Origin of the sequence: Microbacterium sp. 1.5R (genome assembly GCF_007667425.1) — a bacterium.
Lineage (GTDB): Bacteria > Actinomycetota > Actinomycetes > Actinomycetales > Microbacteriaceae > Microbacterium.
Window position 1 is genome coordinate 1,003,762 of sequence record NZ_VDRC01000001.1, and the last position, 13,139, is coordinate 1,016,900.

Consider the following 13,139-nt stretch of genomic DNA (forward strand, 5'->3'; position numbering starts at 1 on the left):
TCGGGCCGCTCAGACGAGCTCGCGGGCACGCGCACCGTTCCCGTGCGTCGGATTGCCGTCGAGCGGCTCGGGGGTGAGGTAGAGCCCCGTCGACTGCGATGCGGTGACGGTGAGGTCGCGGATCCAGTTGCGGTTGACGTCGGGCTTGCGCGATCCGGCGAACTTGAACACCAGATCCGCGTACTGATGGATCCAGACGGTCGTTCGGCCCCCACCCAAGCTGGCGTCCTCCTTCCAGGTGAACGAGAACGGCTCACCGAGTCGGAGTTTCTGGGTGATCGTGATCTGCAGATGCAGGAGTGCGCGGTCCTCGATCTCGACCTTCGGGCCACCCTGGTAGATGAAACGCCCCATGGAGCCCTCCTCGTGTCGGGCATCGCGAGCGATGTCTGCGGCGCCTCTCCACAGGGGTGAGAGGCTCCATCCTGACGCTACGCACCTGTCCGCCGAGCGCAAGACCACTGTCCGTTACGCGCACCGGATCGTCGCGACCGATCGGCCGATCCATCCCCGTCGGTCAGCCACAGGCGCATTCGGTGAAGGCCTTGCGCTCGCCCCGATCCTGCGTGCCGTGAGAGGTGGAGTGTCGGGTCGCGGCAGTCAGGTCGGCGGCCGCGGACGACGGAGTGAGCATGACCGAGGAGACCGAACTCGGGAGGTACGGCGACCGCGCGCGCGCCGCGACCGCCTCGCTGCTGCGCGGCGGTCTTTCCGCGGAGGCGCATGTCGCCGGGCTCCCTGGCCACCTGCTCTGCTTCACGACGACCCGCGGCGACTGCGTGATCGATCTCGCCGGCTCCCTCGGGCTCGACCCGCTGACCCCGGTGTCGCCGGCCGCCGATGACCTCTGGCGTGCATCCGTCGGCGTCTACCGCGCGCACGTGCTCGGATCGGAGCTTGCCGCTCGCAGCGTGCTCAGGCAGGAGGCGACGAGAGCGCTCATCACCGCGACGATGGTCGCCTTCGGCCTGCACGCCACACCATCGCCGATCGCACCGCCCGCCGCATCGGCGCCCGCGGCGATCCGTCGCGCCCAAGCCTTCATGGATGAGAATCTGCACCATTCGCTCACCGTCGGCGACATCTCCGCTGCTGCACGCATCAGCGTCCGCGCGCTGCAGTACGGGTTCGTCGAGGCGTTCGGGATGTCGCCCATGAGCTACCTCCGCTCCGCCCGCCTCGCCGCGGCCTATCGCACTCTGCGCCATGCGGACCCGTTGCAGGAGAGCGTCACCCACGTGGCGCGCCGATGGGGCTTCGGGCACCTCGGCCGCTTCGCCGCCGCCTATACGGACGCCTTCGGTGAGGCGCCTCGCACGACCCTCGCACGGTGACCGACCGGAGAATCCCATGCCCACAGACGTCAGCACGTTCTCGAGCGACGACATCGAGGAGGTCGAGGCACGACTGTGCGAGCAGTACGGCTCGGTCGACATCGGCAGCGCCGACGGTTCTCTGCGCGAGGAGCGGACGTCGACGGACCGCTTCTCGCTGACTCGCGGCAAATATTCCGGCTCCTTCACCGCCACGACCGAGGCGCCGGCCCTGTCGGCCATGGTCGCGCACGGGCACCATCACTGGTCGACGGGCGGCGAGCTCGGAGACAGTCAGGACACGCCGCTGCTCGTGAGACCAGGCGTCGACATCCGAGCGTCCTGGGGCGCCACCGACTTCGTCGTCTTCACCTACGACATCCCGGCGCTGGAGCGGTCAGCGAGGATGCTGTACGGCGACGATCGTCTGACGGTCCGGTTCGCCAGCGGCCTCCCGGCCGATCGCGCGCGCGGCCGGTACTTCCACGACCTCCTCGCCTCCACCGTCACCTACGCGCCGCTGCTGCGCGACAGCGAGCTGCTGCAGACCTCGCTGCACCGGATGATGGCCGCTGCACTCCTGGAATGCTTCGCCCCCTCCGCCGACCCGGCTCGGCGGTCCGACTCCGTCTGCTCTCAGCAGGAGGGGTACCGGCGGGCGCGCGCCTTCATCGACGAGCACGCGTCGGAACCCATCACCGTCGACGACATCGCCGCCGCGGCATCCCTCTCGGTGCGCCAGCTCGACGATGCCGTCCGCTCCTTCTCGTCCGGCGGCGTCGACGCCGCAGCCGAACTGCGCCGCGCGCGGCTGGACGGCGCCCACCGCGACCTGATCCGCGGCGACCCGACGCGCGGCGACACGGTCGGCGCGATCGCCCTGCGCTGGGGGTTCGCGCCGTCGAACTTCGCTCGCGCGTACCGGACGACGCACGGCGCATCTCCGCGGCAGACGCTGAACCGATAGCCCGGACGAGCAGCGCGAAGGAGGGGCGAAGCAGGGCGAAGGAGGCGAAGGAGGGCGACGCCTCATCTGAGAGGTCGCCGCGGGTCTTTCGTCAATCGGTGAGAGCGCGGAGCACGGCATCCACCCGCTCGATCACCGTGGGCGGCGCCGACACGGCGACGAGTTCGGGGCGGAGCGTGCGGCCGGGCACCCAGCGGATGTACGCGTCGAACTCCTCCGCGATCTCCGGGGAATGCTCAGCGAGGATGCGCGACACCAGCCCGCACACACCCGGCGCGTCGGCGAGGGCGGCGAGGTCGGTGTCGACGCCTCCCCCGCGGTCGACGGTGTGCGACGCGGTCTCGAGCACCAGCCACTCGTGGACACCAGGGCCGACCTCGAAGGCCGCACGGTCGGGGAGCTCCACCTCGGCGAGCGCTCCGACGGGGATCAACGCGGTCACCCGGATGCCGTCGGTCGACCGCTCCCAGCCCACGCGCGTCCGGCCGAGCGGTGTCTCCTGCACGACCTCCGCGTGGTCGAGCGCGGCGGGGAACCACGGGCGGATGCGCATCCTCCGGTACCCCGGCGCAGCGGGGGCGAGCCCGCCGATCCGCCGATGCAGCACGTCGGCGACGGCTCCGAAGGCGCAGTGGTTGAGCGACACCATGCCGGACGGATGCAGCGTGCCGTCCAGCCGCACCGCGTCGGGGCGCTCCCAGACGGTGGTCGCGCCCTGCGTCACGGGGTACAGCCACGACGGGCACATCGTCTGGAACAGCAGCCTCTCGGCGGCGAGCTCCTGACCGCTGTCGAGCAGCGCGTCGAGCACGAGAGGCGTGCCGAGGAACCCCGTGGCCAGGCGGTAGCCACCGGCACGGAGCAGGAAGGCGAGGCGGATGCCGAGGGCGCGGCGCAGCTCGGCCGGCGCGAGGTCGAACGCCAGCACCAGCGCATACGCGGTCGGCGCATCCGACATCAGGCGGCCGGCCGGTGTGAGGTACGCGGCTCGGAACGCCGTCATCGCGCGCGCGGCGATCCGGGCGGCCTCTGCAGCGCCTGCGTCGTCGCCGGCATCGCGCAGCGCCTCGGCGGCGAGCCGTGCCGACCGCACCCGGTACGCACCGGCGACGAGTCCGGCATCCGCCCGCGCCTTGTCGGGGCGTGCCGAGGTCGGGTCGAGCCAGTCGCCGTACTGGAATCCGGTCTCCCACAGGCCGTCGTCCGACGCCAGGCGCTCGCACGCCTGCACCCAGTCGCGCATGGCGGGGGCGAGCCTGCGCCTGACCTCCGCATCGCCGTACCGGTCGGCGAGCAGCGCGGGCACGGTCGTGACGGCATCCCCCCATCCGGCCGCCGCGACAGCGCTGAACGCACCCAGCGGATCGGGCACGACGATCGGGACGATGCCGTCGTTCCGACGCTGCTCGAGGGCGAGGTCGTCGAGCCAGGACCCGAACAGCGCATCGACGTCGAAGACCGATGCGGCGGCCGGTGCGAACACCTGGGCGTCGCCCGTCCATCCCAGCCGCTCGTCGCGCTGCGGGCAGTCGGTCGGCACCGAGAGCAGGTTGCCGCGCAGACTCCACACGACGTTCTCGTGCAGGCGGTTCAGCAGCGGATCCGACGACGTGAACCACCCGGTGCGACGCACGTCGGTGCCGATCACGACCGCCCGCACGTCACCCGCGGCCAACGGGTGGGCGAGCCCTGTGACCTCGGCGAACCGGAACCCGTGCACCGCGAACGGCGGCTCGAACTCCCGGGGGCCCGACCCGTCGCCGATGAACCGGTCGGTGGCCGCCGCGGCGCGCAACGGGCGGGTCGCCAGCTCCCCGCCCTCGACGAATTCGGCGTGCCGGAGCGTGACTGCCACCCCCTCGGCGGCATCGATGCGCAGCCGCAGCCGCCCGACGAGGTTCTGTCCGAAGTCGATGAGCGCCGTGCCACTGCGGGCGTCGTGCCGTATCGACACGGGCGTGAGGTGGGCGGTGCGCCGCACCGGCTCGACGTCGAGGACCTCGACCGCGACGTCCGGCGGGAAGGGTGCGACGCGGGCGGGCAGCCATCCCGAGTCGTCGAAGCCGACCTGCATCCATCCCGTCTTCTCGCGGCGGGCATCCCAGTCGTCTCCGGCGTACAGGCCGCTCGCGCTGAGCGGGGGCGCGGGGTCGACCGTCCACCCCTCCACGTCGATCTCCGACGATCGCCCGTCGGCGTGATGCAGCAGCAGCCGCAGCGACACCGCCGGCTGCTCGCCGTAGAAGCGTGCGGCGTTCGGACCGAAGCCGTATCGCTCGGTGAACCAGCCGCCGGCCGCCTGCACGGCGAGCACGACCACCGACCGGCCGGCGAGGAGTGCGGTGACGTCGGTGGCCGTGGCGGCGAGGCGGTCGCGGTACGCGGTCCACCCGGGCGTCAGCACGTGGTCGTCGATGCCGGCGCCGTTCACGAACACCCGGTGCACCCCCTGCGCCGTCGTCATGAGGGTGGCCCCCACCACGTCCGCAGGCACCCGCAGCTCTCGACGGAGGAACAGCGGCGCGGCGGGCCCCGCGGGATCCGGATGCCGCAGCAGCGGCGCCGACCAGGCGTCGGTGACGAAGGCCTCGTCGAATCGCAGCGGGTCGCTCCACTCCGACCACGCGCCGTCGTCGCCCTGCACCCTGACCTCGAGCTCGTGGCCGCCGTATCCGGCGGTCAGGGGCGGGAAGGGCCAGGCGCAGAGCACCGGGTCCGACGCGATCAGGCGCTCCGGGCCGCCGTCGAGCCGCAGTGCTGCGCGCTGGGCCCGCCAGTGCGCCGGCGCCTCCACGATCCAGGAGATCGGGGGCGCCGGCGACGAGGCGACCGCCGCGTCCCGGCGGCGGCCGAGCCGCACGCCGGTGACGCGGACGGTGCTCATGCGATCAGGTCCGGCTCGGTCGGCTCCGCACGGCGGCGTCGGGCGACGAGCAGATACCCGCCCGCCGCGAGCGCGAGGCCGAGCACGACGAGCACGATCGGCAGCGCAGCGCCGGTGCTCGCGAGCGGGTCGCCCTCGCCGGCTCCGGTCGTCACCCCGCTTCCGGTTCCGGTCACGCCCGATCCGGTGCCACCGCCGACTCCTGTCCCCGGCTGGCCGGTCCCCGGCTCACCGGCTCCCGGCTGGCCGGTCCCCGGCTCACCGGTGCCAGGCTCACCCGTCCCGGGCTCGGCCGCGAGCAGGCGTACCGGCAGGAACTCGGCCGAGTCCTTCTCGCCCGCGATGCCGCCGCCCCACGACAGATAGCCGTCGCGTCCGGCGCCGTCGGCCTCGTTGACGATGAGGGCGCTGCCGAGCAGCGCCGACGACGGGTCGACGCCGGTGAGGCGCACCCACGGCACCGCCGCCTCGTACACCGTGGTCTGCGAGTCCTCGTCGCGCACCACCGCCACCTGCGAGCCGGCGACGGTTCCTGCCGCATCGCCCGCGGCGAGCCAGCGGTAGAGCTGCGGGCCGGCGGGGGTCAGCGCCATCCCGAGCTCGTGCCAGGTGGTCGCGGCGCCCGGAGCGCCGGCCGCGACCGTGAACTGCACGGAGTCGCCCTGCCAGATGTCGGCGCCGGCGGCGGGCTGGTCGTGCACGTCGTCGAGCACCTCGATGCTCACGTAGAGGTTGTCCTCGTCCCACGTGTACCAGAGCCGCGCTGACTGGTCGGTCGACGCGGCGAATGCGGAGAGCAGTCCCCCGGTGTCACCCGCCAGCACCACCGGGTCGAGGTCGCCGAGGTCGTCGAGGACGCCGTCGACCGTGATCGTGCGGTGCGCGGCCCCGAGGGCGTCGTCCACGACGAGCGGCGCGACGGCACCGTATGCCGTGAGCTCGCGCCCGCCCTGCAGCGCGGATGCCGTCCACGTCGTGCGCTCCGAGATCCCGTCGAGCGCGATGTCGACGACGAGCGACTCGTGCGCGGCGAGCTCCTGCTGCTCGGCGTGCGTCTCCGCCGTCGTCCCGAGCACCGACGACAGGCTGTCGACGGTCACCGACTCATCCGAGGCGTTCCCCAGGGTGAGCCGCAGCACGGATTCGCCGTCGGCGTCGATCGCCTGCGCGCCGGTCAGGGTGACCGGCTCGCTCACCGTCGTGGTGGCCGTCAGCGACCCGAGCAGCACGCTGCCGCGATACAGCTCGCCCACGACCACGTGCTGGCCGAGTGCCGGGGCGGCGGGCAGCGTGAAGTCCACGGCCCCGACCTGGCCGGCGGCCACGGTCTGCGCGACCTCCTGCCCGTCCGGGAACACGAGACGGTACGCACCCTCCGCGCCCGAGGCGGCGTTGTCGATGCTCCAGTGCGCGGCGATCGGCTGCCCGAGGTATGCCGGGTCGAGCGTCAGCGCGGTGGCCGACGCCGTCACGCCCGTGACGGCGCCCTGCAGATAGACCGGCCCCTGACGTAGGTCCACGACGAGCTCCGACCCGGCGCCGGCCTGCACGACCCGCGAGGAGCCGTACATGTCGGTCACGGTCACGTCGCCCTGCAGCGCCACGGTGACGGCTCTCGGCGACGTCGACCACAGCGCGCGCACCGGACCTGCGGGGGTCTCGAATCCCACGTTCCACAGGTCCGCGATCGAGGTGTCACGGGTCGCGGAGTACGCACCCGCCAGCACGTCGGCGGCCGTCGAGTAGCTGACGAACGCGGGCTTCGGCGTGTACGCACCCAGCGGGTCGTCCGCCGCGTGCAGCAGACCGAAGTTGTCCTCCGTCTCGGACGCGTCGACGCCGTCGTTCACGAGGTCGTAGACGTAGTAGCGCTCGACGTCATGCAGCGCGGCGATGACCGCCGACTCGGCGATGTTCGCCGCCTGGGTCTGCTCGTCGACCGCCCGGGCGTTGGTCCCCGTCGGCCATCCGTGCTCGGTGATCCACAGCGGGATCGACTCGCCGTCGTTGTACTCGCGCACCAGCGCGTCGATGCGGGTCAGCGTCTCGTCGAGCGCCTCCGCTCCCACCGGGTAGCTGTAGGGGTGCAGGACGATGCCGTCGAGGTAGTCGAGCGCGCCGAGACGGAACGTGTCCTCGAGCCAGTCGGTGTTGAGGATCGCCACGGCCGGTCCGATGACGGGCAGATCGGGGTCGACGGCCTTGACCGCCGGCGATGCCGACTTCAGCAGGTTCACGTAGTGCTCGGGTTCGACGTTCGTGTTGCCGCCGAGCCCGAGGTCCCACTCGTTCCAGATCTCGATGCCCGAGGCCATGTCACCGAACTCCGTCGCCATCTCGGCGGCGTAGGCGGAGTACGCGGCCACAGCCTCGGCGCTCACGGGGCCGTTGCCGTCGTCGTAGAGCGGGTTGCCGTATCCGGCGAGAAGCAGCGGGCGGGTGCCGCTGTCACGGGCCTGGTCGAGGAACTCCGCGCGGGCGACCGACCAGTCGTAGACGCCGGGGGTCTTCTCGACCTCGTTCCAGTAGGGCTCGTCGCGGAACTGCGCCACCCCGCCGACGGCGAGCGCCGGCATGGAGGCGAAGTCGCGGTGCTGGCCGTAGTGCGTGACGGCACCGTAGCGACCGTCCGCGGTCTCGGCGACGTCGGTGTCGGCGAGCACGCCGACCGTGGTCTGGGCTCCGCCGATGCGGGCGCCGTCGTCGAGGGCGTCGACCGTGAGGCCGTACCAGCCGCGCGCGAGCGTCCCGAGGTCGAGCGATCCGTCCGCCGGCTCTTCGCCGGAGGCCACCACGCGGCCGTCAGCCGATGTCGTGCGCCACGCGACGGTGTCGGCGGTCGTCTCGTACGGCAGCGCGACGGCATCCCCGGCGGTGAACAGGTTGCCGAAGGCGCCCGCCGACAGCGTGAACCCGGGGGCCGCGTCGGCGGCGGTGATCGTGATGTCGTCGATGAGCACCCGGGCGGTCGTGCTCGCGGCGTCGGGGCGCGCCCACGCGTTGACCACGAAGCCGATCTGCTGCGCCGGCCCGTGCCATTCGCCGTCTGCGGCCCCGCCCCACGCGCCGTGGCTGGGGTCGTCGGTGGGCGAGGCGAGCGTGATCTCCTGCCAGCCGTCGACCTCCGGCACCGGCAGGAACGTCTGGTGCGTCTGTCCGGTGTCGTCGACGAGCTGCACGCCGATCGTGTGCAGGTTCTCGGCGTCGATCCAGAACGAGGCGGAGTCGAGGTCGACCCCGCCGAGCGAGCGGGCGGCCATCTCCCATCCGTCCGCGCCTCGCACCTCGGTGTCGAGGAGCACCTCGACCGACGACGAGCCGGTGTGTCCGCGGTCGGCGGCACGAGGCGTGCTCGGCGACACGGTCGTGCCGTCGAAGGCGCTGGCCGACCACCCGGCGAGGTCCTCGACCGCGATCGTCGTGTCGGCGGCGACGGCCGCCGCCGGCAGCGCCAGCGCGCCCACCACGATGAGCGCGCCGCTCAGGGTCAGCGATCGGCGGCGCATGGTGCGCGACGACCGGGGTGTGCGTGATCTCACTCTGTCTCCTCTTCGAGCCAAGGTCGATAGTATGGGGAAATCGTTTGCCCCACGGCATCCTCGCGACTGTCTCACGGTCTTGTCAAGCGCGGACTCGCGCGCCTTTCCCGGTCGAATCGATGGTTAAGATGGGCTTTGACGAATCGGGCTTCCACCTGGTAGACATCGGTAGAGCAATCGCTTTTCCCTTCCAGCACCACCCGAACAGCCACACCAGAACGAAGGAGTTCACATGACGAAGCGCATCCGCACTGCCGCGGCTCTCGTCGCCATCGGCGGCCTGGCGGTCAGCCTCGCCGCCTGCTCGTCCGACGCCTCACCCGACTCGGGGTCCGACGGTCAGATCACGATCCAGGTCGGCGACCGCCCGTCGTCCGACCGCCCCGAGGACCGCGAGTACTTCGACGAGCGCGTCGCGGCCTTCGAGAAGGCCAACCCGGATGTCGACGTCGAGCCCGTCGAGACCGCCTACGACGCGAGCACCTTCCAGGCGCTGGCCGCCGGCGGGTCGCTCCCCGACGTCCTCAGCGTGCCGCTCACCGAGCCGCAGGGACTCATCAAGCGGGGCCAGGCGGCCGACATCACCGATGCGCTCCGCTCGGAGGATCTGCTCGACTCGCTGAACCCGACCATCCTCGGCCTCGCGTCGGACGACGCCGGCAAGGTCTACGCGGTTCCGACCAACGCGTACTCCTTCGGACTCGTCTACAACCGCTCGCTCTTCACCGCGGCGGGTCTCGACCCCGACGCGCCGCCGACCACGTGGGACGAGGTCCGCGACGCCGCGAAGCAGATCACCGAGAAGACCGGCGCCGCCGGATTCTCGGCGCTGACCACCGCGAACACCGGCGGATGGCAGTTCAGCGGCATCACCTATTCGTTCGGCGGCACCATCGAGAACGAGGACGGCAGCAAGGCGACCTTCGACGACAGCCCCTCGACCGACGCCCTCGAGCTGCTGCACGCCATGCGCTTCGAAGACGGCACCCTGCCCGCCAACACCCTGTACGACATGGACACCCAGGGCCAGGACTTCGCCGCGGGCAAGATCGGCATGATGATCGCCGCGACCGACCGCTACTACGGCGTCGTGCAGAACCTGAAGCTCCCGGCCGAGGACTTCGGCATCGGCGGCATGCCGCAGGACGGCGGCGTCAACGGCACCCTGTCCGGCGGCAGCGTGCAGATCGTCAGCCCCGACGCGTCGGAGGAGGAGAAGGCGGCCGCGGTGAAGTGGATCAAGTTCTTCTACCTCGAGCGCTACTTCGACCAGGACGTCGCGGTGGCTGACGCGAAGGCGTCGAACGAAGCCGGCTCCGTGACGGGCCTGCCCGGACTCGCCGTGGTGAACACCGACGCGTACGACACGTACTTCGAGTGGATCGCCGACTACATCAACGTGCCGTCCGACAACTTCACGCCGTACCTCGAGGCGTCGACCGAGATCCCGATCGTCCCCGAGCCCGTGAACAACGCGCAAGAGGTCTACGGCGCGCTCGACGGCGTGATCCAGGCCGTGCTCACCGACGAGAACGCCGACATCCCGGCGCTGCTCGAGAAGGCGCAGACCGACGTGCAGGGCCGCCTCGGCCGCTGACCGTCAGACCGCCGCACCCCACCACGATCGGGGCGGGACACCGCTCCCGCCCCGATCCCTCCCCTCCCGGAGAACCGATGTTCCAGAACAGCTCCCAGGGCCGTGCCGGCTCCGCGCCGACCGCGACCACCCGTCGCTGGCGCCGCCTGCGCCCTGGCCTCGTCGCCCTCGCGATCGCCGCCCCCGCGATACTCGTCTACCTGTACTTCTCGTGGGGCCCTATCGTCTCGTCGCTCGTGATGAGCGTGCAGACCGTCACCCCCGGTCAGGACGCGCAGTGGGTGGGCATCGAGAACTTCGCCTACGTGCTCTCCGACCCCCAGCTCCCCCAGGCCGCGCTCAACACGCTCTACTACACGCTCCTCGCGATCGTGTTCGGCTTCCCCGTACCGCTCGCCCTCGCCGTGCTCATCGCCGAGCTCCGCGGGCACCGCTGGTACTTCAGCGCCCTCGCCTACCTGCCCGTCATGGTGCCCCCGGTCGTCGCGATCCTGCTCTGGAAGTTCTTCTACGACCCCTCGACCGACGGCGTGTTCAACACGATCCTCGGCGCGATCGGCATCGGACCCGTGCCGTGGCTCACCTCGCCCGCATTCGCGATGCCGTCGATCGTGCTCGAGACCACCTGGGCCGGCGCCGGCACCGCTGTCATCATCTACATCGCCGCGCTCACCAGCATCCCCACCGAGCTGTATGAGGCCGCCGAGCTCGACGGCGCCGGAATCTGGAGCCGCGTCTGGCACGTCGCCCTGCCGCAGATGCGCGGCATCATCGGCACGATGCTGCTGCTGCAGGTCATCGGCACCATGCAGATCTTCACCGAGCCGTTCCTCTTCACCGGCGGCGGACCGCTGGGCTCCACCAAGACGCTGCTCATGACGATCTACGACTACGCCTTCGTGCGGGTCGACTACGGCGCCGCCACCGCGTTGAGCGTGCTGCTCGCCGCCGTGCTCTGCGTCTTCGCCTTCCTCTACGCCCGCCTGACCCGCCGTTGGAGCGCCTGATGAGCACCGTCGCCCGCCCCCGTCGCCTCGCGGACGCCGCTCCGGCGCCCCGCACCAACATCTCCGACTCCGACCGCCGCCGCCCCGTGGTGCGCGTGACGCTCGCGATCGTGCAGACGCTCGTGCTCGTCGCCCTGCTCGTGGCCGGACTCGGACCGCTCGTGTGGCTCGCCCTCGCCGCGGTGTCGCCGACGCAGGACCTCATCCGCGAACCGTTCGCGTTCTTCACGAGCGGCGTCGTGCAGTGGGAGAACATCGGCATCGCGTGGGAGCGCGGCCGGATCGGTCACTACCTGCTCAACACCGCCGTGCTCGCCCTCGGCGCGACCGTCGCCACCCTCATCGTGTCGACCACGGCCGCGTTCGTCATCACGGTGCTGCGGCCGAAGTGGGGCAAGCTGCTCTCCGGAGCCATCCTCGCCACGCTGTTCGTCCCGGGCATCGTCGCGCTCGTGCCGCTGTACCTCACGGTGCAGAAGCTGCCCGTGCTGGGGGTGTCGCTGCTGAACACCCCCTGGGCGATCTGGCTCCCCGCCGCGGCCACCGCGTTCAACGTGCTCATCATCGCCCGCTTCCTCGAGTCGATCCCCGCCGATCTCTACGACGCCGCGCGCATCGACGGCGCCGGCGCCCTCCGCATCCTGTGGAGCATCGTGCTGCCGCTGTCGAAGCCGATCCTCGGGGTCGTCGCGCTGCTGTCGGTGGTGGCCTCCTGGAAGGACTACCTCTGGCCGCTGCTCGTGCTCCCCGACCCCGATCTGCAGCCCGTCTCGGTGGCGCTGCCGCGTCTCGCTGCACAGACCGAGCTGAGCGTGCAGATGGCGGCGCTGTTCCTGTCGCTCATCATCCCCGTCGTGCTGTTCCTCGTGTTCCAGCGGCAGTTCCTGCGCGGCGCGAGCATGGCCGGAGGGGTGAAGGGATGACCCGCGTCCTCGTCACCGGCGCCGACGGCGAGATCGGCCGGGCCGCGAGCGCCGAGCTCCTCCGCGCCGGATATGACGTCACGGCCCTCTCGCTCTCGTACGGCTCCGACCACCCGGCCGACCGCGTGCTCGTCGGCGACACGACCTCGGTCGACGACGTCGCCGCAGCGCTCGATGGGGTGGATGCCGTGGCGCACTTCGCCGCGATCCCGCACCCGACCCTCGGCACCCCGTACGAGGTGTTCCGGGTCAACACCGACTCGACGTTCAACGTGCTGGAGCAGGCGGGCAGCCGCGGCATCCGTCGTGCCGTGATCGCGAGCAGCATCAACGCGCTCGGCTACCCGAACAACCCGCATCGCGCGTTCCCGCCCTCGTTCCCGCTGCGCGAGGACACGCCGACCGACGTCGCCGACGCGTACTCGCTGTCGAAGGGGCTCGACGAGCACACAGCCCGCTACGCGCATCGCCGCTACGGCATCGACGTCGTCGCACTGCGATTCCCGCTCGTCAAGTGGCCGGAGGTGCTGCGGCGCGCGGCGGCCGAGGTGGCAGCCGATCCGGCGTCGATGGCCCGCGAGGGCTGGGCGTACCTGACCATGGCTGATGCCGCTCGGGCGGTGCGCGTGGCGATCGAGGCGACGACCAGCGGCGTCCTCGTCGCGGGGCTCAGCGCCGACGACACCCTGCTCGGTGGGGCGACGAGCGCACTGCTCGCGCGGTACGCCCCCGGCATCCCCACGGACTCCCCCGTGGACGGGTCCTCCCCGCTCGTGGATGCGAGCGTCGCCGCGACCGTGCTCGGCTTCCGGCCGGCCGAGTCGATCCACGACGGCACCGCGAGCGGCCCGCTGACCTCACCGACCCACTCCCCCACGAGGAACACCCAGTGACCACGAGGAACACCCA

Annotated in this window: 9 protein-coding genes; 6 read left to right on the top strand and 3 right to left on the bottom strand. The window is 71.6% G+C overall.

What is annotated here, in order from left to right; genetic code table 11:
* Positions 1-9: 9 nt before the first annotated feature.
* Positions 10-354: an ATP-dependent DNA ligase gene (locus tag FSY98_RS05015; protein WP_144874504.1), complete on the bottom strand. Its 345-nt coding sequence runs from the start codon at positions 352-354 to the stop codon at positions 10-12.
* 278 nt (positions 355-632) lie between these two features.
* Between FSY98_RS05015 and FSY98_RS05020 the strand changes: the two genes are divergently transcribed.
* The gene (locus tag FSY98_RS05020; protein ID WP_144874507.1) at positions 633-1,334 is read left to right on the top strand and encodes a helix-turn-helix transcriptional regulator; all 702 of its coding nucleotides are present in this window, start codon (positions 633-635) and stop codon (positions 1,332-1,334) included.
* Positions 1,335-1,350: 16 nt separating this feature from the next.
* Positions 1,351-2,280 carry a helix-turn-helix transcriptional regulator gene (locus FSY98_RS05025; RefSeq protein ID WP_144874509.1) on the top strand — a complete coding sequence of 310 codons (930 nt, stop codon included), beginning with the start codon at positions 1,351-1,353 and terminating at the stop codon, positions 2,278-2,280.
* 91 nt (positions 2,281-2,371) lie between these two features.
* Here FSY98_RS05025 and FSY98_RS05030 read toward each other — a convergent pair whose 3' ends face one another.
* Positions 2,372-5,164: an alpha-L-rhamnosidase gene (locus tag FSY98_RS05030; RefSeq protein WP_144874511.1), complete on the bottom strand. Its 2,793-nt coding sequence runs from the start codon at positions 5,162-5,164 to the stop codon at positions 2,372-2,374.
* Entirely contained in the window at positions 5,161-8,703 is a 3,543-nt protein-coding gene (locus tag FSY98_RS05035) for a sugar-binding protein (RefSeq protein WP_144874513.1), read from the bottom strand. The genes FSY98_RS05030 and FSY98_RS05035 overlap by 4 nt, the downstream gene beginning before the upstream one ends.
* Positions 8,704-8,935: 232 nt before the next feature.
* Between FSY98_RS05035 and FSY98_RS05040 the strand changes: the two genes are divergently transcribed.
* From FSY98_RS05040 to FSY98_RS05055, 4 genes are all read left to right on the top strand, one after another.
* Positions 8,936-10,300, top strand: a complete 1,365-nt coding sequence (locus tag FSY98_RS05040; RefSeq protein WP_144874515.1) for an extracellular solute-binding protein — start codon at positions 8,936-8,938, stop codon at positions 10,298-10,300.
* A 77-nt stretch (positions 10,301-10,377) separates the two neighbouring features.
* The gene (locus FSY98_RS05045) at positions 10,378-11,307 is read left to right on the top strand and encodes a carbohydrate ABC transporter permease (RefSeq protein ID WP_144874517.1); all 930 of its coding nucleotides are present in this window, start codon (positions 10,378-10,380) and stop codon (positions 11,305-11,307) included.
* Positions 11,307-12,230 carry a carbohydrate ABC transporter permease gene (locus FSY98_RS05050; protein ID WP_144874519.1) on the top strand — a complete coding sequence of 308 codons (924 nt, stop codon included), beginning with the start codon at positions 11,307-11,309 and terminating at the stop codon, positions 12,228-12,230. Before FSY98_RS05045 ends, FSY98_RS05050 begins: the two co-directional genes overlap by 1 nt.
* Positions 12,227-13,123, top strand: a complete 897-nt coding sequence (locus FSY98_RS05055; protein WP_144874521.1) for an NAD(P)-dependent oxidoreductase — start codon at positions 12,227-12,229, stop codon at positions 13,121-13,123. Before FSY98_RS05050 ends, FSY98_RS05055 begins: the two co-directional genes overlap by 4 nt.
* Positions 13,124-13,139: the final 16 nt, after the last annotated feature.